This is a genomic window from Intrasporangium mesophilum, from assembly GCF_054783095.1.
In genome coordinates, this window is the sequence record NZ_BAAGRF010000029.1 from 310026 (window position 1) to 328694 (window position 18669).

The window sequence follows — 18669 nt, forward strand, 5'->3', positions numbered from 1 at the left end:
AATAACCAGCGGTGATGGCCGTTGCCCGGTGTGTTGTCAGATCGGGTCAGCTGATCCAGGGGTCACGCCACCCGCCGTGGTGCGCTGTCACGGCCTCAGCCTCCGTCGGCCCCCACGAGCCCGGGGCGTAGGGATGAACCGGCGGCGGCGCGTCGAGCAACGGCTGCATGATGCGCCACGTCTCCTCGACGGCGTCCTGCCGCGTGAAGCGCATGGTGTCCCCGGTCATCGCGGCATTCAGCAGCACCTCGTACGGGGTCGGGCCCTCACCGCCCTCTTCGGCGAACTCCATGTCGAGGGTGATCGGCGCGACCTTCGCCATGTCGGCCCGGTGGGCATCGACCTGGATGCGAATGCCGGTCATCGGGTCGAGCTTGACGACGAGCATGTTGGCCTCGGGAGTGAAGTCCACACCGCCGAACCCGAGGCGTGGCGGGCGCCGGAAGACGAGCCGGACCTCGGTCTGGGTCACAGGGAGCAGCTTGCCGGTGCGGATGAAGAACGGCACGCCCGCCCAACGCCAGTTCTCGATGTCGAGGCGGAGTGCGGCATACGTCTCCGTCTGGGAGTCCGGGGCGACACCGGCGATGTCCCGGTATCCGGTGTGCTGCCCCCGCACGTAGTGCGCCGGGTCGGCCTCCTCGATCGCGCGGAAGAGCGCGACCTGGGACTCCTTGAGAGTCAAGGGATCCCCGCGCGACGGCGGCTCGGCCGCGGCAGCCGCCACAACCTGCATGAGGTGGTTGACAACGACGTCACGCAGGGCGCCCACCGGGTCGTAGAAGTGGCCGCGGTCCTCGACCCCGAAGTCCTCGGCCATGGTGATCTGCACACAGTCGACGTACTGCCGGCTCCAGATCGGCTCGAGGATCGCATTGGCGAAACGCAGCTGGAGGATCTCGCCGAGCCCCATCTTGCCGAGGTAGTGGTCGATCCGGAAAAGCTGCGACTCGTCGATGTAGGTGTGCAGCTCCTCGGCGAGGGCCCGCGCCGACTGCTGGTCGTGACCGAACGGTTTCTCGACCACCACCCGGGCGCTGTCGGTCAGGCCGGCCTCGGAGAGCCCCTTGACCACGCGACCGAAGAGGAAGGGCGGGATCTCCAGGTAGAACACCGGCGTCTGCGCGCCCGCGATCGCCTTGCCCACCGCGGCATAGGTGTCCGGCGCGTTGAAGTCGCCGCTCACGTAGGACAGCCGGGCGACGAGCCGGTCGAAGACGGACGGGTCCAGCGTCTCCCCGGTGCCCTCGATCGAGGTCCGGGCGCGCTCGACGAGCTGCTCGCGGCTCCAGTCGTCGACGGCGACGCCGACAATCGGGCAGCTGAGCAGCCCGCGGCGCTCGAGCCGATAGAGCGACCGGAAGGTCATGACCCGGGCGAGGTCGCCCGTGATGCCGAAGATGACGAGCACATCCGCCGGTTTCGGCTCGGTGAGGGTTGTCGGCGCCATCGGATGCTTCTCCCGTCATGAGTGGGCGGTGGCGCGCGGACGTCCCGGGCGCTCACCTGGGTCTCATCTCCACGACGATGTCCGACGGGACCGGTTCGTGCGTCATCCGCCCCGGATGATTTCCGGAGCCAGCCGGTGAGGCCGGCTTCAGGTGACGGGTGAGCCGACGAAGTCGCGCCGGTGGGCGGTGATCGCGTTGAGCAGGACCATCTCGCGCTCGGACGCGTTGGACTCGGCCGTCCCATGGACGAGGCGCGAGCGAAGCAGCGCGAGATCGGAGGCGCTGTCCTGGAAGGAGTCCATCGATCGCTTGGCCGCCTTGCCTCCGGTCTGCTTCGCCCAGTCCCGCGCGGCCCGGCGCAGCTGGATGCTGGAGAGCATCGTCACCTCGCCATAGGTGAGCCAGCCGGCGTCGGCGTACGGCGAGAGGTACTGCCCGATGAGCCTGCCCTCACGACGACGCAGCCACACGAGGAAACCGATGAACGCCAGGAAGAGCGGCACCTGGTACGTGGCATACGCCTCGACGAAGCCGTCCATGCCGGCCAGGGCCGACAGGTTCCACAGGCCATGCAGGACGATCGCGCAGACCCAGCCGACCACGACCGCGAGGACCCGGACGACGGGGTTTCGCGTGGTCACTGCGATGCCGATCCCGATGCCGATGCAGGACGTGAAGAGCGGGTGGCCGAACGGCCCCATGAGGCAGCGGACGATGAAGGTCGAGGTGAGCCCTTCGTCCCCGTAGAGGGTGTATGCCTGGCCGAGGTAGAGGATGTTCTCGCTGAACGCGAAGCCGGCGCCGATCAGGCCTGCGTAGACGATGCCGTCGATGATCCCGTCGAACTCGCGCCGCCGGAGCAGGAAGATGAGCAGGATGCCCAGGCCCTTGAGCGTCTCCTCCGTGACAGGCGCCAGATAGACCGCGCCGGTCTCCAGGGGCTCGGTCCAGCGGGCCTCGACGAGGAGCTTCAGTCCGAAGGTGTTGAGGAAGAACGCCCCCACGACAGCGACCACCGCACCCCAGAGGAACGCCCCCACCTGGTACCTGACCGGCTCAGCCTCGTAGCGGTCGAGCCAGAGGTAGGTCGGCACGATGATGAACAGCGGGATGATGGCCATGAGGACCGAGACGAGGATGGTCTGGGCGCCGAGTCGTTCGCCGACGATGCTGACCAGAAGCAGCAGGCAGGCGAGGAACAGCGAGGCGATGATGCCGATCGTGATGGCCGTGCGAAGCATCGGCCGCCGGGTCGGGTTGGGCGCCGGACTCCATTGCGGCAGCTGGCCGCTCGTGCCAACGCTGTCGGAAGGGCCGTGTGACGCATCCCCTGCAGTCATGTCGGCAGGCTAGTGCAGCAACCTGCCCTGGAGCCGGGTCGGGCCTGACCGGTCCGGGCGAGGCCGCCCAGCATCTATGGTGGAGCGGTGAGCGACACGAACCACCGCGCCATCGCCGACCGGATCATCTGGATCGACTGTGAGATGACGGGCCTGTCGTTGAAGTCCGACGCCCTCGTCGAGGTGGCCGCGCTCGTGACCGACTTCGAGCTCAACCAGCTGGGCGACGGCATCGACGTCGTCATCAAGCCTCCGGCCGACTCGCTGGAGCAGATGGACGACTTCGTCCGGGACATGCACACCACCTCCGGGCTGATCGAGGAGCTCGACGGCGGGGTCTCGATCCAGGAGGCCGAGCACATCGTGCTCGACTACGTGCGCACCTTCGTGCCCGAGCCGCGCAAGGCCCCGCTCGGGGGCAACACCGTGGCCACCGACCGCGGCTTCCTCGCCCGCGACATGCCGGTGCTGGAGTCGTACCTGCACTACCGCATCATCGACGTCAGCTCGATCAAGGAGCTGTCGCGCCGCTGGTACCCGCGCGTCTACTTCAACGCACCGAAGAAGTCGGGTGGTCATCGCGCCCTCGCCGACATCCGCGAGTCCATCGCCGAGCTGCGCTACTACCGCGAGGCCGTCTTCGTCCCGCCGCCGGGGCCCGACAGCGCGACCGCCAAGGCGCTCGCCACTGCACACGTCATCGAGCACTGAAGGCGCCCGCCGGGCTCGCCCCGGGGCACTCGGTGGCAGTATGCCGGTGGGCGCCGTGCCCGGGTATGCCGCCCGGCGGGGTGGTCACGAGCACCCCGTCCGAGCATGTACGATTGGCGACGCTGTCTCACGACGCCGAGCCGATGAAGGCTCGGCTCGTGGTCTGCATGGTGGGCGTAGCTCAGCTGGTAGAGCACCTGGTTGTGGTCCAGGTGGTCGCGGGTTCAAGTCCCGTCGCTCACCCCACATCGAGTTGGTGATAACGGCCCTTGACCTGCGGAAACGCGGATCGGGGGCCGTTGTCGTGAAGCCATCTAAGCAATGGACACAGAAACTCGGGTCTACGTGGGCCCGCGGTCACGCACCCAGGTCACGGGTGCCTCTGCCACTGCTGCCCTGCCATGCCAAACGCTGCCAACCGGAAACGCGCCGTCAGCGATCGGACGGCTCCAGTGGCGGCTTCTGTCCCGGACACGGAGCGCCCACCCCGACGGGGACGCGCCTGCTCTGGTCGCCGATCTGCACCACAACCGCGTAGCAGCCGGGACGATCGGTCCAGAAGCCGCCGGGGTACCACAGCCACCCGGTGCCAGAGGCAGGGTTGCAGGTCGTGGGCGGGACAACGAGCGTCGTCGGGACACCGGGCGATCCCCAGCCGATGCGTAGGTGCGCGAGATGTTCGGGTGCGACTCTCAGCTTCCAGTGGCTCCCGCGTTTGAACCCCAGACCCGTCTTGGCGAAGTAGGCCAAGAGCGGAGACGCGTGATCCGGCTGTCGGGCCGTTTGCAGGGCGGGTGCCCGCACCGAGGGCAGCGCGACCCGGCCGAGGACGACGAGGCGGTCGGGTGTAGGTAGCTCGTCGCCGATCGCGTTGCAGTCCAGCGGGATACCCGCCTCGACGCTGGAGCCGGGGGGTGTGCCCTCCGCGCCCGAGGTCAGTTGTGAGGAGAGGGGTGAGGTCCGGGGTGAGGTGGGGGGTGGCTGGATCGACGGTGCCGAGCAGCCCGCGACGAAGACCAGGCCGACCAACGCTCCGACGAGGAACCGCACGTGCTCACCATGACGCCTCGCCTGCCAGGACGCAACGCGGTAGCGACCCGTGATCGTCGATAGTCACGGATCGACGCCGCGTCGGCCCTGGCCTACGGGAGACGGCCGCTGCTCACGCATGGGTTGTCCGGCAGCACGTTGCGGAAGTTCTCCACGAAGGTGCCCTCGGGGAAACCGGGATCGCCTGGGTAGTAGGTCGCCAGCTGGGGGCCGTACTCGGCGGTCGAGCTGCCTCCGAACGTGTTCGTCGTGCCGGGAATGAAGGTCCCTCCTTCCTGCCACGCACATCCGCCCTGGGGGCCAGACCGGGTCGAGTAGATGGGGTAGAACTGGGCGCCCGCTGGTGGGTTGACACAGCCGGTTCCGTCCAGCGAACACGGCTCGATGGCCGGCAGGTCCGCCTCGAACGACATCCGGCTGTAGTTGTGGCCGTTGGTCTGTGGGCTCGTGACCACGAAGGACTCCGAGTGCAACAGCCGGTCCTGCGCTGGGTCGGCGAGGGTGCCGGACCAGTCGCGCTGATACGACGTCCCATCGAAGTCGAACTCGGTCCCGATGCAGCCACCGACCGGGGCAAGCAGGGAGGCACTGGCGTTGAAGCAGCCGGTGTCATCTGCATCCTTCTTCGCCTCACCGACGCCCGGGTTGACGCAGCTGCCCTGCACGTTCGCGTGGTCGCAGTACTCGAAGTGGCCGATCTCGTCGGAGAAGGACGCGTTGTAGGTGTGCACCGTCCAGGGCACGATCGTGTGCTCGCTCGATGTGCTGTACATCGGGTGGAACGCGTACGGCTCCTCGGTACACGTGGCCGCCGACGGCTGGAACAGCGGGTGTGCGAAACCGTTCGCGACGCTGGCGGTCATCGACCCGCTCTGTCCGCTGGTCAGGTCGCTGATCGAGTTGACGAGCCCGGACGGAGAGTCGTGGATCGAGATCTGCAGCGAGTCGCCGGCGTCCATGAGCAGCACCCGCGCAGGATCAGGCGTGAAGGTCGCCGCGGTCGCGTTCAGCGGGTCCGGGGGCGCCTGGGGTGCGCCGCTCTTGGTGATGAACGCGAAGTCCGCCCACTCCTCACCCGCGCGGTTCAGGCAGTCGGCGTTGTTCACCTGGGTGCGGGTCGCGGACAGGCCGAACACGGCCATCGCAGCGCACCACTTGGTCCGGTCGCAGGACACGTTCGGCTCCGGCACCCAGCCGGGCGGATAGAACTGCAGCTCCAGGAAGCCGGACCCCACGTGGTTGCCCATCCAGTCCGGTGAGGCGTGGTCGCTGCTGTCCTTGATGTTTGCGTCCGAGTCCGGCGTGCACGGCACGCCGGGGTTGGGATAGCTCTGCGTCTCGCACAGATCCATGCCGAACCAGAACGCGATGCTGCGCTGGAAGTTCCACGTCCCACCGGTCCCGTCCTGCTTCGGCAGTGTCGGCGCCTCCTGCGGAAGCCGGAGCTGCCACGTGTTCGTGTTCCCGGATCCGGCGCGGTTCGAGTAGAACAGCAGGGCAGGCTCGTCGTGGCCGACGTAGTCGCCTTCGTAGTCCTGACGAGAGCTCGGGTCGGGACAGAACGTCGGATGCCGCTCGCAGAGGGGCGCTATCGACCCGCCTGGGCTTCCCGACGAAGCCTGCGGGGCTGCGAGGACGGCCGCCGCTACCAGCAGACCGGCCGACAACAGGGCACGGGATCGCTTCATGTTTCCTCCGGTCGACGCCGCTTGAATCTGGGGCCGATCGGCGCTCGACCACGAGGCCACTGCTTCGTTGGCTCCAGTGTGCTCCGCCGGTTGGCGGCTGTCGGGGTTTTGACGTACCCGGCGACCGGGGAGCCAGCGGTCCCCCGCGAGGAGCAGCGGACGGCATACGGCGACCTGGGCAGCTGGCGCTTGCAACGGGCGCTACCGGAGCCTCTCGGCGTTCGAGGGTTCAGGCGTCGAGGTCTCTGACCCGCCTGGCGGGGACGCCCGCGTAGAGGCCGTGAGGATCGGCGTCCCGAGTGACGACCGCACCCGCCCCGACGACACACCCCTCCCCCACGCTCACTCCCGCGAGGATGGTCGCGCCCGCCCCGATCCAGCATCCGTCGCCGATCGTGACCGGGAGGTGGGTGAGTCGGTCTGCCCGAAAGTCGGGGCCACCGATCTCATGAGTCGCTGTGATGATCGTGACGCGCGGACCGATCAGGGTGTTCCGGCCGATCCTGACCGGGGCTTCGGCCTCGATGAACACCTCACGGTTCAGGAAGCAGTACGCCAGGTGGAGGTCCTTGCCGGTGAACCGGCAGCCGGCGCTGATCCACGACTCGGCGACCCCCTGCCAACCGAGCCACCGAAGCATCCGCCACCGATGCCGATCGGGCACGGCCGCGGACATCGGCACCCTGCTCAGGGCCTCGAGCGCAGCAGTCTTCAGCCCCAGCCCCACCGCGATACCTCCCCCACCTTGGTGGCAAGGCGAACTGCCCGCCTCCCCAGTAGACGGGCGAGCGACCGTCTCGTGTCGCCGTCGGTCAGCTGCTCAGCTGTCCGGCCGAGACACCCAGCTTGGCGGTCGCCTTCTCGTGTGCGGCCTGGGTCGCGCCCTCGATCTCCTCGGGGTAGGCACCGATGAACACCATGGTCATCTCGACGTCCGAAGCACCGACGAGAACCTGCGTCAGCTCGAACCCGTCGAGGGCGCCGCCGTCAGCAGTCACCCGGAAGGCGACCGGGGCGTCACCGACGGCCGGAGCCTTGACGGCCCGGACGAGCATCGTGGACTTGCCGACGCCCGGCAGCGTCAGTGTCACCTTGGAGCACGAGGCCACCGCGGCCTTCAGCTTCTTGTGGAGCGCCGCCACGTTCGCAGGCTTGCCGAGGGCGTCGAGGTACTCGTCGATGTACGGTCCGTCCTGGCCGCCCGAGAAGGAAGCCGAGGCGCTGGCGAGTGATCCCGGAGCCTTCTCGGCGTTCGAGTACTTGACGAACTCGGCGCACTTGGGGTTCGTCGAGGTGATCCGCGGCGCACCGCCCTCGTCCGAGCCGACAGGTTCTGCCGAGAAGCCGGACGGCATGTCATCGAGCGTCAGCAGGGCGTCCTCGAGTTCGGCCTTCGTCCGCGACCGCGCCTGGGGGGACTGCGTCGTCGCGGTCGCGTTGGGCCTGCTTGTGGGGCTCTCGGTCGCTGTCGCGGCGGCTGAGGATGCGGGCACCGAGGTGGCCGGAGAAGCTGCTGGAGCGCCCGGTCCTGAGCATGCGGCGGTGAGTGCGACAAGGGACACGGCGACGGGCACGGCGAAGGCCGCGAGGCGAGACATGGCGCGGAGCGTACATGACGCAGGCATGGATGGTCGCGGGCGCGCAGCCATCCCTCAATGACTGCGCGCCTCGCCATCCACATGCCCCGTCCGGGGGGTCGCGTAACAGGCGGTTCGGGGGGTCCGAACCGATTTTGTCGGGACCATGGGCGACTGCTAACGTTTCCCTCCGTTGCGCCGCTAGCTCAATTGGCAGAGCAAGTGACTCTTAATCACTGGGTTCGGGGTTCGAGTCCCTGGCGGCGCACTCGTCAGTGCTGGTCACAGCCTCGTTGTTGCCCGAGAGTGCTCGTCACTCTCGGGCTTTCGGCGTCCAGGGCCGCGTTACCATCCGCTTTCCCCCGCGACAGGGCGACGACGAGCACCAACGGGCAACGACCAACCGTCACGGATGCTGCCCATCGGCCTCACGGAGCCTCACGGAGCGGTGACGGGTGCGGGCGCGCGGTGTGACTCGTATCGCAAGGTCTCGGGGTTCGACGCCGGCAGGCTTCACGAACATGCTCCGATCCGCGACCCCTCTGCCCGCGGGCGCACCCGGCCGCAACGCGACGCACACCAGCCGACGAAGCCGCGGCGTGGCACCGGGTTGGTCGTGCCGACGGCATGACGCGATGGGAACCCCGTCAGTCCCCGGCGATCGGTTGGAGCCGTTCGAGAACGAACCAGCCGACGGCGAGAGTCCGGCTGCCCACCGTTATGAAGGCATGACCGAGCAGGATCTCGTCCGAGCCGGGCGACACCCGCACCACGAAGTCCCGCAACCGCCGAGCGAGCCCCGGCTCTGGCGCATCGACCGCGCCGTAGTCCAGGAGCAAGGCGTCGCTGTGGCGGCTATCGATAGTGATCGCGTCGACCGCCGCGACGGCGAAACGCGCCCACTCGCGCCGACCGTCACGCTGCCGCCGCTCAAGCCACGGCGACTCGAGGACGCTGCCGGCCACCGAGACGTTGTACCCCGCGAACCGATCGTCGACCGCGTGGAAGCCTTTGATGAAGCGCCGTATTCCGAGTAGCCGCGCCGATGCGGCCGGCAGGTTCGTGCCGCGCCACTCCCAGCCCGAGATTGCTTGGACGTCGGGTGCCTCGCCACGCCGCATGATCCCAGCCATTTCGCGACTAGGGGTGCCCACAAGCCTGAGGTATTCCGGCGACGGGCCGTCGGGATGAATGGACTTGTCCATGCGCCGATCATCCGGGCCAACCTGCTCCGAGTCCTCGAATCGCGCCAATCCCGCGTCTCAGCTCGACTCCGTCCGCGCGTGTCCCGCACGTAAGGTGCCGCGGTGGCCTCCGGAAGGACGGCAGAGCGGTCACAACTCACCAACAGCCTCGAGCAGATCGCCGCAGCGATCGCCCGATGCTCGCCCGCGTGAGCCGAAACGATCCCGGCGACAGCAAGACCGTCCAGCAACGACGTCTTGCCGAGGCCACCCCGATGACCATCGCCCGGACCGTGCTTTCACGCTGGGTCAACTCGACGCCCTCGCGGATGAGTGGAGCACAAGGCCAAGATCCGATTCCCCCCATGTGAAACGGGTGCTTCAGTACCCTTTTCGGCAAAGGGCTCGACCGGGGACGGAGCAACCACATGCCGCAGCTGCTGGTGGATGTCGTTCGGCCGCCTGGTCGGATCATTCATGAACGCCTTCGCGGAATCCCCAAGGCCGGCGAGCGCGGCCTCGACGGGACGACCGGCGTCCTACCCTCTCGAGCTCCCGAGGAGTAGTCGATGGCTGACGACACGAGCTCGACCGCCTCGACGAGCGAGGCCGCGACCGTCGTCGACGACGCGCTCCACGCAGCCGAAGGCACGAGGACCGCCTCGCGGTGGCTGGCCTTGGCGCTTGGTGCCATCCCGTCCCTGGCGGTCCTCGGCGCGATCCTCCGCAGTCCTGGAGACGCCGGCTTCAACGGGTGGCTGCTGGGCATCGGGGTGATCCTCGCGGCGACCGGCGCCCTGATCGGGGTGCTCGGGTTCGCGCGAGTCGTCGCGCCGGTGGGCCTGGAGGAGAGCAAGGTGCGAGAGAAGGTCCAGCTCTCCCGCCTGCCGGCCGTGACCATTCCCGACTGGATCCAGCTCGACAACGAGCTGGAGGGCGCGCGTAAGAGCCTGATCGACGCCGAGGAGCGTTTCGACACCCAGTCTGAAGCAGCGACTGAGCTGAAGGTAGAGGCGCAGGGCCTGGCTGCGATCGCCGAGGAGTCCGAGGCGCTGGCGCAGGCGTCGCCGAACGACGAGGCACAGGAACGTAACGCGGCCGAGGCGCGCCTGACAGCCTCGCTCAAAGAGCGCGAGGCCGTGGCGGCGGAGGCGCGGGCGACCGCCAGCGCGGGACGCGTCGACATCTGGAGGCAGCAGGTGACTCGTCGGCTCGCGGTTCGCGAGCAGGCCTACCTGCTGGCCGCCTCGGACGAGGTGCGCAGACGATACCTGGCGGCGCAATGGGCTGCTGGGTTCGCCGTCGTGTTCATCGCCTCCGGGGTCATCTGCCTCGCCCTCGCGCCTAACCCGAAACCCCCGGACAGTGCGAACGTCAGTCTGGTCACGCTCACTCTCAACAGTGCGGGCAAGTCTGCCCTGGGGTGCAAGGCGAGCAGCGTCCAGGCTCTTCGGACGGGCGGCACCGCCGACGCCCCCACCGTGATCACGCTGCCGCAGCAAGGATGTCCGTCGAAAAGCCTGACCTTCACCACCGCCACACCGGTCGGCTACGGCACCGTCTCGACGCCGAAGTGACTCTCGCGAGGTCTGTCGCAGGACCACGCACACGGCGTACGAGCTGGCACGGCGTCGCGGTCGGTCGGCCTCGCCGCCGAATCTGAGCGAAGCACTCCGCGCTGCATGCCACTCTGTAGACGTCGAAGACACAACCACCTTGTGGCCGCGTAACCGTTCGACTTTGGACGGGTAGCAGCGAGCAAGGACGCGACACGGGGCCTACACGCGGCTGAGCCCGGCACCCGGGTATGGAAGCGCAGTCCCGGCCCCAGCGGAATACGACCTGCCCGTATGCCGCTGGGCCGGCTCCCGCTCTCGGCTCACCCTTCGCCGCGGAACGTGAGCAGGTAGTCGCCGGTGAGGTCGTGCGGGAGCGTGTCCCAGCAGATGACGGTCTCGCTGAGCAAGGGCAGCACCCGGCTCACGGTTCTCGCAACGTCCCACGCGAGGGTCGTCGTGTGGCCGGCGTGGCGGATGTTGGCGACGTTGAGGACGAGGTAACCGCCCGGCCGGAGGAGGTCGCGGACGTCCCGGACGATCGCAGCCAGGTCCCGAAGGTAGGTGCCGTAGTCCCCACCGATCCGGGTGTAGGCGCTCAGCGGGTCGTGCGGGTGGTCGTTGGCGGTGAGGTAGGGCGGCGACGTGAGGCAGAGGTCGACCGGCTCGGTGACGAGCCGGTGCAGGCCGCGCACATCGCCCTCGATGATGGTCGCTTCGGGGACCCGCGACCGCACGAGCTCGACCCGCTCGGGCAGCAGTTCTACGCCGACCGCCGTGCGGCCGAGGCGGTGAGCGACTGCCAGGGTTGTGCCGAACCCGGCGAACGGGTCGAGGACACGGTCACCCGGCCCCGAGAGGCGGGTGATGACCTCCGACGCGAGGCGTTCGGTGAAGTGGACGTCCTCGTCTGCCCCGGCGACCCGCTCGGCCGCGAGCTCCGCTGCGGTAGCAGTGAGATACGGCGGCAGACCGTTCGGCCCGCGGCCAGTGGCCGCCGACGTGCCGTCATTCATGGGCCTATCTTGGCCTGCGCGTCAGCCGGTGACGACCTCGGCCCCCGGCCTGCTGCCACGCGTCCATGCCGGCCCCCGGGGGATCTTCACCCGAGCTGGGGCTCGGGCCTGGGCCGGACGCGTCGACGACGAGCTGCGCCGCACCACCGCTGGGCGCGCTGGTGACGAGCGGTCGACGGGCCAGCGCCCTCTGGCCGCACGGGGGCACGTTTCTTGCGACTAGGCGGAAACGACAACGACCTTGCCGAGTGCCCGACCCTCACCGACATGAGCAAGCGCGGCGGGAACCTCGTCGAGCCTGAAGGTGCGGTCGATGTGGATCCTGACCTCACCTCTGACGCACAGCTCGGCGATCGGGTCGAAATGAGCCGGACCCTCCTTGACCACGAGCACGCCCAGAGAGCGACCGGTGACTCGGCCGACCGCCCAGCCGAGCGTGACCACGCGCAGCAGGGCGCGCACCGACCCGCCCACGCATCGATACGTGCCACCGGGTGCCAACGCGCGCCGGTAGGCCAGGACCGACCTGTGCGCGACAAGGTCAAGGATCAGATCGTAGGGCTGGCTCGTCCGGGTGAAGTCGTCCCGCCGGTAGTCGATCACCTCGTCCGCCCCCACCGACCGCATGAAGGCCTGCTTGGCGGCATTGTCGACACCGGTCACGTGCGCGCCGAGCCGCTTGGCCAGTTGGATCGCGAAGGTTCCTGACCCCCCGCCCGCGCCGTTGATAAGGACCCGGCTGCCCGCGACCGCTCTTTGCGTGCCCTGCAGAGCTATCGCCCCCGCCTGCGGCAGCGTCGCCGCCTCCGCGAACGTCAGCTGGGCCGGCTTGTGAGTCATAGCCGATTCTGAGGCCAGCGCAAACTCCGCAAATCCACCCATCATCGCGAGATTGTCGCCGTACACCTCGTCGCCGGGCCGAAAGCGGGCGACCCGGTCACCGACTTCGTCGACCACGCCGGCAATGTCAGATCCGAGGATGCGACGCGTCGGGTGACGCCAACCGCCGAGGCGAGCGTACGCGGGCGATCCGCGCAGCCCCTCCCAGTCGCTGAGATTGACAGAAGTGGCTGCGATCTTCACCCTCACCTGCCCCGGGGCGGGCCGCGGCAAAGGAACGTCCTCGACACGCACGGCATCGGGCCCCCCGTACCGGTCATAGACGGCCGCCCTCACGCCGATCCCCACCCCGCGGCGCACCACCTCATGGCCGCACCATAAACACGTAACGGCACCAAGGCCCACCCAAACGACGCGGGAAGGTGCGTCACTTCCCCGCCTCACGGGCAGGCCACTGTCTCACGGTGTTGCACCTGGAGCACGCTGGCTTCATCGCTGCAGCGCCTCCGTGCTGATGGTGCGATTGGGGTTCTCAGTTGCCCACGCCTCTGAGTGCTCATCGCAGAAGAAGAGCGCTGACGTGACGAGCTCGCCGCTCCCAGCGTCCCTTCCGGCACGGATCACGTGTCGATGGGTCGCCTCCCGGTGGCAAAGGATTGTCGTGTTGTCGTGGTTCCAGGCAACGTAGTCACAGGAGGGAACGAAGGTCGGGTCGAGCTGCATCGCCTCGTCGGCGGAGCCGATCCATCCCTTGGTCCTTCGCCGTGCTGGCCACAGTGCCACGACTACTCCTGGTAGTGATCCACGGTTCTACTCGCACACGGTACGAGTGGACAGTCTCCGCTGAGGGTCTTTCGCGGAGCGTCATATCGCCTGGCGGCGCACCCAAGGGCGCACGTGGTGCACTTCGTCCAGAAGAATCTGGACACTCTGGCACGCCTTCCCTCGGCGTTCTTCTCGGTGAGCCTTGCCGCCTACGGCCACCGGCGGGAGGGCGAGGGGTACATCGACCAGTTCGAAGAAGAGACCGGCTGGCACGCCGACAAGGTCGCGTTTTTCGGCGGCGCTCAGAAGCTCTGCGGGCCGATCCGCTCGATCGCCACGAAGAGCGCCAGGGCGAGCAGCACGAGGTTGACGATGACGTTCGGGTACTCGTGACGTCGTCCATGCGTGATGACCGCGCCGACCATGACGATCGCGAAACCAATCGCCGCCGCCGGCACTAGCCAGGTGGCGACGCCGAACACGCCTGGGACGATGAGGCCGATGGCCCCGAGCACCTCCGCGACGCCGATGCCCTTGACGAGTCCTGCCGGGAGGTCACCCGCCCAGCCTTGCCCGGCCCGGACCAGTTCGGACTGCGCCCTGGTCAGCTTCATAACTCCCGCGGCAAGGAAGACCGCGGCCAGCAGCACGGTGACGATCCAGACGACGACGTTCACGCCGCGGCCTCCTGGTTTGCGCGCAGGGGCTTGAGCGCGCCGGCCCACGCCTCGAGCTGGTCGAACATCACACCGGCGTATTGTTTGTGCAGGTCGGCGGGCGTGAAGACCGAGAAGTTCTCGAAGTCGGTGAAGAACGAGAACGCCATCGCCTGCCGGACATGCGCGATCTGGACCTCGCTGAGCACACTGCGCAGGTGCTCGACCGCGCGGGCGGCACCGACGGCGCCATACCCGACCAGCGCGGCTGCCTTGTTGTGCCACTCGGCCTGCAGGTAGTCGATGGCGTTCTTCAGGACCCCGCTGGTGGAGTGGTTGTACTCCGGGGTGACGAACACGAACCCGTCGAACTGGGCGACGGTCGCCGCCCACTGCTTGGTGTGTTCGTGCTGGTAGCGGCCCGTCGCCGCGGGCAGTGGCTCGTCCAGGTGCGGCAGCGGGTAGTCCAGCAGGTCGACCAGCTCGTAGGTCGCGCCGGAACGGCCCTGGGCCTGCTCGATCACCCAGTCGGCCACCGCCTTGCCGTTGCGACCGGGGCGGGTGCTGCCGAGGATGACGGCGATCTTCAGATCCCTCACGGGGCTTCTCCTTCAGATTTGACTTGAATGTTCATGTAACAGCCATGGTCCATCAGAACACATGAATGTTCAAGTCATGGGCGACGGGGCCCTACACTGGGCGCATGGGTGGAAGCCAGAGGCCGTCGACGCGCAAAGCGCGCTGGCTGACCTCCGACGAGCTGGAAACCTGGCAGGCGTTGAACCTGCTGCTTGCCAGGCTGCCGGCGGCCCTGAGCAGTCAGCTGCAGTGCGACTCGGACCTGGGCTTCGTCGAGTACTACGTCCTGGCCGGCCTGTCCGACCAGCCGGACCGCACCATCCGGATGAGCCGGCTCGCGGTCCTGGCCAACTCCGAGCTCTCTCGGCTCTCTCACCTGATGGCCCGCCTCGAGAAACGCGGCCTGGTGCGCCGCGAGCCCGATCCGAGCGACGGCCGGTTCACCAACGCGATCCTCACCGACGCCGGCTACGACTACCTCGTCCAGGCGGCGCCGGGGCACGTCGAACGCGTACGCGGCCTCGTCTTCGATGCCCTCGACACGGGCGCGCAGCACGCCCTACGCGACGCAGCCCGCCAGATCCTGGGCCGACTCGATGACGAGACGTGCTGAGCACGGGCTCGTTTCTCGACCACACATTGCGGCCAGCGCAGGACCTCGCGTCTCCCCAGCTCGACTGACCCGTGTCGACCCAAACTGGCACATCACCGTCATGCTCGCCAACACCGCCAAGGCCCACGTGGCGAACTGGTCGCCCACTGGTCATAGGCAGCGCCACCCTTCTGGAGGTGCCACCGGGAACAACAGGCCAGATTCCAGGGTTGAGTGAGGACAACTCAACTTGTGACAAGGACTCTGATGACCTCGAAACAACTTCCGGTGCTGTTCCTCGACGACGTAGTGCTGTTGCCGGGGATGGTCGTGCCGATCGAGCTCACCGACGGAGCACGCGCGGCGGTCGACGCGGCACAGTCTGCCGCCAACGGCGGCACCCCCGAACTCCTCGTAGCACCCCGCCTCGACGGCGCCTACCCTTCATACGGCGTGGTCGCGCAGGTCGAGAAGGTCGGCACGTTCCGCGGCGGCGCACCAGCCGCGGTGTTACGAACCGGCTCACGTGCGCTCATCCGCGTCGGCGTGACCGGCCCCGGCGCCGCCCTGTGGGTCGAGGCCGAACCGGTCGACCCGACACCTGTGACCGACGAGCTGCGCGCTCTGGCGGGCGACTACAAGAAGCTCGTCGTCGAGCTGCTGCAGAAGCGCGAGGCCTGGCAGATCATCGACTCGATCAACGCCATCACCGACCCAGACCTGCTCGCCGACACTGCCGGCTGGGCTCCGTACCTGTCGACCGAGCGCAAGCACCAGCTGCTCGAGACGCCCGACGTGGCAGCGCGGCTCCCGTTGCTCATCGAGTGGACGAAGACCTACCTGGCCGAGTCCGAGGTTAACGACCAGATCGAGTCCGACGTCAGGGAGTCACTGGAGAAGAACCAGCGCGAGTTTCTGCTCCGTCAGCAGCTCGCCGCAATCCGCAAGGAGCTCGGTGAGGGCGAGCCGGACGGCTCGGATGACTATCGGGCGCGGGTGGAGGCCGCCGACCTGCCGGAGGCTGTCCGTGAGGCGGCGCTGCGCGAGGTCGACAAGCTGGAACGCTCCAGCGACCAGAACCCCGAGGCGGGCTGGATCCGCACCTGGCTCGACACGGTCCTGGACCTGCCGTGGAGCGTGACGACCGAGGATATTGCCGACATCAAGGCCGCCCGTGGGGTGCTCGACGAAGACCACCACGGCCTGAACGAGGTCAAGGAGCGGATCGTGGAGTACCTCGCGGTCCGGGCCCGGCGCGCCGAGCGTGGCCTGTCGGTCGTCGGCGGCCGTGGCTCTGGCGCCGTCATTCTGCTGGCCGGCCCTCCAGGCGTCGGGAAGACATCGTTGGGTGAGTCGGTAGCCCGAGCCCTGGGCCGTAGGTTCGTCCGGGTCGCCTTGGGTGGCGTTCGTGACGAAGCCGAGATCCGCGGCCACCGCCGCACCTATGTCGGTGCGCTCCCGGGCCGAATCGTGCGGGCCATCAAGGAGGCCGGGTCGATGAACCCGGTCGTGCTGCTCGACGAGGTCGACAAGGTGGGCTCGGACTACCGGGGCGACCCGGCCGCGGCGCTGCTCGAGGTGCTCGACCCGGCGCAGAACCACACGTTCCGCGACCACTACCTCGAGCTCGACCTCGACTTGTCCGACGTGCTGTTCATCGCGACCGCGAACGTGCTCGAGACCATCCCACCGGCTCTGCTGGACCGGATGGAGCTGGTGACCATCGACGGGTACACCGAGGAGGACAAGGTCGCCATTGCGCGTGACTTCCTGGTGCCCCGCCAGCTCGAGCGCGCCGCGCTGACCCCGGACGAGGTCACCATCACCGACGACGCGCTGCGGGAGATTGCCGCGAACCACACCCGCGAAGCCGGCGTGAGGCAGATGGAGCGGCTGCTGGCCAAGGCGTTCCGGAAGGCATCACTGAGGAACACCCCAGTGGCCATCGACCTGGACGACCTCAAAGACCTCATCGGCCGCCCCAGGTTCACCCCCGAGTCGCGGGAACGCACGTCGGTTCCCGGTGTCGCGTCCGGGCTGGCGGTCACGGGAATGGGCGGAGATGTTCTCTTCGTCGAGGCCACCTCGGTCCCCGGCGACAGGCAGAACCTCACCCTCACTGGCCAGCTCGGGGACGTGATGAAGGAGTCCGCGCAGATCGCGCTCTCGTGGGTCCGCGCCCACGCCGACGAGCTCGGCATCGACCCGGCGCAGCTGGACCGACCGGTACACGTGCACTTCCCGGCCGGCGCAGTCCCCAAGGACGGGCCATCAGCGGGCGTGACGATGACGACCGCCCTGGTCTCGCTCCTGACCGGCCGACTGGTGCGGGCCGAGGTCGGCATGACCGGTGAGATTTCCCTGACGGGACGAGTCCTGCCCATCGGCGGCGTGAAGCAGAAGCTGCTCGCCGCGCAACGTGCTGGCTTGACCGAGGTGTTCCTGCCCAAGCGCAACGAGCCCGACCTCGACGACGTCCCGAAGGAGGTCCTGGAGGCGGTGACCGTGAGCCTGGTCTCCGACGTCAAGGAGATCCTCGCCGCCGCCCTCGAGCCCGCGGGCTCGAACAGCACAACCACGACCAGTCCGGCCGCAACCGCGGCTTGACCGGACGCGCAACGCAGCACGAAGTGCGATCTGGGACACGGTCGACCGCTCCAGCAAGACAGATGAGTGGCCGTCACGAAGGTGGCGGCCACTCTCCGGTCAGGCCCTGGAGTGGATGGTGACCGCGTACCCGTCGAGATCGCGGAACGAGAACTGGGTGCCGAAGGGCCCTTCGAACAGGTCCTGGGAAATGGCCACGTCCTGCTCGATCAACCGCTGGTGCAGACCGACCACGTCGTCGGTGCGGAACCACACGCCGACGCCTGCCCCGAGCTGGCCGACGGCGTCGAGGTCGACACCCGGGAAGGGTTTGCGCACTGCGAACGACACACCGTCTGCGGAGAACACCGCCACCTCCGGATTCGGCGCTGGCAGCCGGTTGAGCCCAACCGTGTTCTCGTAGAACGCCGCTGCGGCGGCAAGGTCGCGGACCTGGAAGGACACGAAATCGGGGCCGGTCGTTGTGCTGTTCATGGGGATCGCCTCCATGTCTGTAGTAGGGCAGTGTCAATAGTCTGACACTGACCGGATCCATATGTCAAACTGTTGACATGAGCGAACAGGTGCGTCGCACGGTGCCGGAGGAGTTGGGCGTGTTGGTCAAGGAGACGCAGGCGGTGTTACATCAACGGATGGATGAGGCCCTGCGGCCGCTGGGGCTCAACGTTCCGCAGTACGCGTGTCTACAGAACCTGCGAGACGATCCGGGCATCACCAGCTCCGATCTGGCCCGCCGCACCTTCGTGTCGCGCCAGTCCATGAACGTCCTTCTTCAGGGACTCGAGAAGCGCGGCCTGGTGGAGCGGTCAGACAAGCCCGGTCCTCGCCGTGAACGTGCGACCGTCCCAACCGCCCGTGCGCTCGGCGTGCTCTCCCAGGCGCACGCGGAGATTGCCGGGATCGCCCAGCGCATGACCGCAGGGCTGAGCCCAGCTCAGCGAGCCGACCTTCAGTCGATGCTCACCTCCTGTCGCGACTCCCTCCTGAGTCATGAACGATGAAGCGACGACGATGCCTTCAGGCGCATCTCAGGCACACGACGGCGTTCGCGCCGACT

The 18669-nt window shown here is 68.1% G+C and carries 18 protein-coding genes and 2 tRNA genes; 8 read left to right on the forward strand and 12 right to left on the reverse strand.

Features of this window, described 5'->3' with window-relative positions:
• Positions 1–46: 46 nt before the first annotated feature.
• Together zwf and ACYVLP_RS21310 are read right to left on the reverse strand one after the other, a co-directional pair.
• Positions 47–1450: a glucose-6-phosphate dehydrogenase gene (gene zwf, locus ACYVLP_RS21305; protein ID WP_460629314.1), complete on the reverse strand. Its 1404-nt coding sequence runs from the start codon at positions 1448–1450 to the stop codon at positions 47–49.
• 147 nt (positions 1451–1597) lie between these two features.
• Positions 1598–2791 carry a PrsW family intramembrane metalloprotease gene (locus tag ACYVLP_RS21310; protein ID WP_460629315.1) on the reverse strand — a complete coding sequence of 398 codons (1194 nt, stop codon included), beginning with the start codon at positions 2789–2791 and terminating at the stop codon, positions 1598–1600.
• Positions 2792–2878: 87 nt separating this feature from the next.
• Between ACYVLP_RS21310 and orn the strand changes: the two genes are divergently transcribed.
• Together orn and ACYVLP_RS21320 are read left to right on the forward strand one after the other, a co-directional pair.
• Entirely contained in the window at positions 2879–3502 is a 624-nt protein-coding gene (gene orn / locus ACYVLP_RS21315) for an oligoribonuclease (protein ID WP_452268979.1), read from the forward strand.
• A gap of 170 nt (positions 3503–3672) precedes the next feature.
• Positions 3673–3748: transfer RNA gene (locus tag ACYVLP_RS21320), tRNA-His, on the forward strand.
• Between the two features lie 186 nt (positions 3749–3934).
• Here ACYVLP_RS21320 and ACYVLP_RS21325 read toward each other — a convergent pair.
• From ACYVLP_RS21325 to ACYVLP_RS21340, 4 genes are all read right to left on the reverse strand, one after another.
• Positions 3935–4552, reverse strand: coding sequence for a hypothetical protein (locus ACYVLP_RS21325; protein ID WP_460629316.1), 618 nt, complete (start codon positions 4550–4552; stop codon positions 3935–3937).
• 92 nt (positions 4553–4644) lie between these two features.
• Complete coding sequence (locus ACYVLP_RS21330) at positions 4645–6240, reverse strand: hypothetical protein (RefSeq protein WP_460629317.1); 1596 nt, start codon at positions 6238–6240, stop codon at positions 4645–4647.
• 229 nt (positions 6241–6469) lie between these two features.
• Entirely contained in the window at positions 6470–6967 is a 498-nt protein-coding gene (locus tag ACYVLP_RS21335) for an acyltransferase (RefSeq protein ID WP_460629318.1), read from the reverse strand.
• Positions 6968–7052: 85 nt separating this feature from the next.
• Complete coding sequence (locus tag ACYVLP_RS21340) at positions 7053–7838, reverse strand: hypothetical protein (RefSeq protein ID WP_460629319.1); 786 nt, start codon at positions 7836–7838, stop codon at positions 7053–7055.
• A 174-nt stretch (positions 7839–8012) separates the two neighbouring features.
• Between ACYVLP_RS21340 and ACYVLP_RS21345 the strand changes: the two genes are divergently transcribed.
• Positions 8013–8085, forward strand: a tRNA-Lys gene (locus ACYVLP_RS21345).
• Positions 8086–8464: 379 nt separating this feature from the next.
• Here the strand turns inward: ACYVLP_RS21345 and ACYVLP_RS21350 are convergent.
• Positions 8465–9070, reverse strand: coding sequence for a hypothetical protein (locus ACYVLP_RS21350; RefSeq protein ID WP_460629320.1), 606 nt, complete (start codon positions 9068–9070; stop codon positions 8465–8467).
• Between the two features lie 500 nt (positions 9071–9570).
• Between ACYVLP_RS21350 and ACYVLP_RS21355 the strand changes: the two genes are divergently transcribed.
• Positions 9571–10578, forward strand: a complete 1008-nt coding sequence (locus ACYVLP_RS21355; protein ID WP_460629321.1) for a hypothetical protein — start codon at positions 9571–9573, stop codon at positions 10576–10578.
• 302 nt (positions 10579–10880) lie between these two features.
• On the opposite strand, the gene ACYVLP_RS21360 is transcribed toward ACYVLP_RS21355, so the two are convergent.
• Both ACYVLP_RS21360 and ACYVLP_RS21365 read right to left on the reverse strand, forming a co-directional pair.
• Positions 10881–11573 carry a TRM11 family SAM-dependent methyltransferase gene (locus tag ACYVLP_RS21360; protein WP_460629322.1) on the reverse strand — a complete coding sequence of 231 codons (693 nt, stop codon included), beginning with the start codon at positions 11571–11573 and terminating at the stop codon, positions 10881–10883.
• A gap of 219 nt (positions 11574–11792) precedes the next feature.
• Positions 11793–12761: an NAD(P)-dependent alcohol dehydrogenase gene (locus tag ACYVLP_RS21365; RefSeq protein WP_460629323.1), complete on the reverse strand. Its 969-nt coding sequence runs from the start codon at positions 12759–12761 to the stop codon at positions 11793–11795.
• A gap of 495 nt (positions 12762–13256) precedes the next feature.
• Here ACYVLP_RS21365 and ACYVLP_RS21370 point away from each other — a divergent pair, with 495 nt between their 5' ends.
• Complete coding sequence (locus ACYVLP_RS21370; RefSeq protein ID WP_460629580.1) at positions 13257–13571, forward strand: flavodoxin domain-containing protein; 315 nt, start codon at positions 13257–13259, stop codon at positions 13569–13571.
• On the opposite strand, the gene ACYVLP_RS21375 is transcribed toward ACYVLP_RS21370, so the two are convergent.
• Together ACYVLP_RS21375 and ACYVLP_RS21380 are read right to left on the reverse strand one after the other, a co-directional pair.
• Positions 13481–13855, reverse strand: coding sequence for a DoxX family protein (locus tag ACYVLP_RS21375; RefSeq protein WP_460629324.1), 375 nt, complete (start codon positions 13853–13855; stop codon positions 13481–13483). The genes ACYVLP_RS21370 and ACYVLP_RS21375 overlap by 91 nt on opposite strands.
• Positions 13852–14433 (reverse strand): NADPH-dependent FMN reductase, encoded by a 582-nt coding sequence (locus tag ACYVLP_RS21380; RefSeq protein ID WP_460629325.1) that lies wholly within the window; start codon positions 14431–14433, stop codon positions 13852–13854. The genes ACYVLP_RS21375 and ACYVLP_RS21380 overlap by 4 nt, the downstream gene beginning before the upstream one ends.
• Before the next feature lie 104 nt (positions 14434–14537).
• Here ACYVLP_RS21380 and ACYVLP_RS21385 point away from each other — a divergent pair, with 104 nt between their 5' ends.
• Together ACYVLP_RS21385 and lon are read left to right on the forward strand one after the other, a co-directional pair.
• Positions 14538–15026, forward strand: a complete 489-nt coding sequence (locus tag ACYVLP_RS21385; RefSeq protein WP_460629326.1) for a MarR family winged helix-turn-helix transcriptional regulator — start codon at positions 14538–14540, stop codon at positions 15024–15026.
• A 246-nt stretch (positions 15027–15272) separates the two neighbouring features.
• Positions 15273–17612 (forward strand): endopeptidase La, encoded by a 2340-nt coding sequence (lon, locus tag ACYVLP_RS21390; RefSeq protein ID WP_460629327.1) that lies wholly within the window; start codon positions 15273–15275, stop codon positions 17610–17612.
• Between the two features lie 99 nt (positions 17613–17711).
• Here the strand turns inward: lon and ACYVLP_RS21395 are convergent, their stop codons facing one another.
• Entirely contained in the window at positions 17712–18086 is a 375-nt protein-coding gene (locus ACYVLP_RS21395) for a VOC family protein (protein WP_460629328.1), read from the reverse strand.
• 77 nt (positions 18087–18163) lie between these two features.
• On the opposite strand from ACYVLP_RS21395, the gene ACYVLP_RS21400 reads away from it, so the two are divergent.
• Positions 18164–18613 (forward strand): MarR family winged helix-turn-helix transcriptional regulator, encoded by a 450-nt coding sequence (locus tag ACYVLP_RS21400; RefSeq protein ID WP_460629329.1) that lies wholly within the window; start codon positions 18164–18166, stop codon positions 18611–18613.
• Positions 18614–18669: the final 56 nt, after the last annotated feature.

Bases quoted from the DNA above. Each gene is read 5' to 3' on its own strand.
- ACYVLP_RS21385 (WP_460629326.1), top strand. From the start codon at position 14,538: ATGGGTGGAAGCCAGAGGCCGTCGACGCGCAAAGCGCGCTGGCTGACC.
- ACYVLP_RS21340 (WP_460629319.1), bottom strand. From the start codon at position 7,838: ATGTCTCGCCTCGCGGCCTTCGCCGTGCCCGTCGCCGTGTCCCTTGTC.
- ACYVLP_RS21395 (WP_460629328.1), bottom strand. From the start codon at position 18,086: ATGAACAGCACAACGACCGGCCCCGATTTCGTGTCCTTCCAGGTCCGC.
- ACYVLP_RS21310 (WP_460629315.1), bottom strand. From the start codon at position 2,791: ATGACTGCAGGGGATGCGTCACACGGCCCTTCCGACAGCGTTGGCACG.
- ACYVLP_RS21400 (WP_460629329.1), top strand. From the start codon at position 18,164: ATGAGCGAACAGGTGCGTCGCACGGTGCCGGAGGAGTTGGGCGTGTTG.
- zwf (WP_460629314.1), bottom strand. From the start codon at position 1,450: ATGGCGCCGACAACCCTCACCGAGCCGAAACCGGCGGATGTGCTCGTC.
- ACYVLP_RS21330 (WP_460629317.1), bottom strand. From the start codon at position 6,240: ATGAAGCGATCCCGTGCCCTGTTGTCGGCCGGTCTGCTGGTAGCGGCG.
- lon (WP_460629327.1), top strand. From the start codon at position 15,273: ATGACCTCGAAACAACTTCCGGTGCTGTTCCTCGACGACGTAGTGCTG.
- ACYVLP_RS21360 (WP_460629322.1), bottom strand. From the start codon at position 11,573: ATGAATGACGGCACGTCGGCGGCCACTGGCCGCGGGCCGAACGGTCTG.
- ACYVLP_RS21355 (WP_460629321.1), top strand. From the start codon at position 9,571: ATGGCTGACGACACGAGCTCGACCGCCTCGACGAGCGAGGCCGCGACC.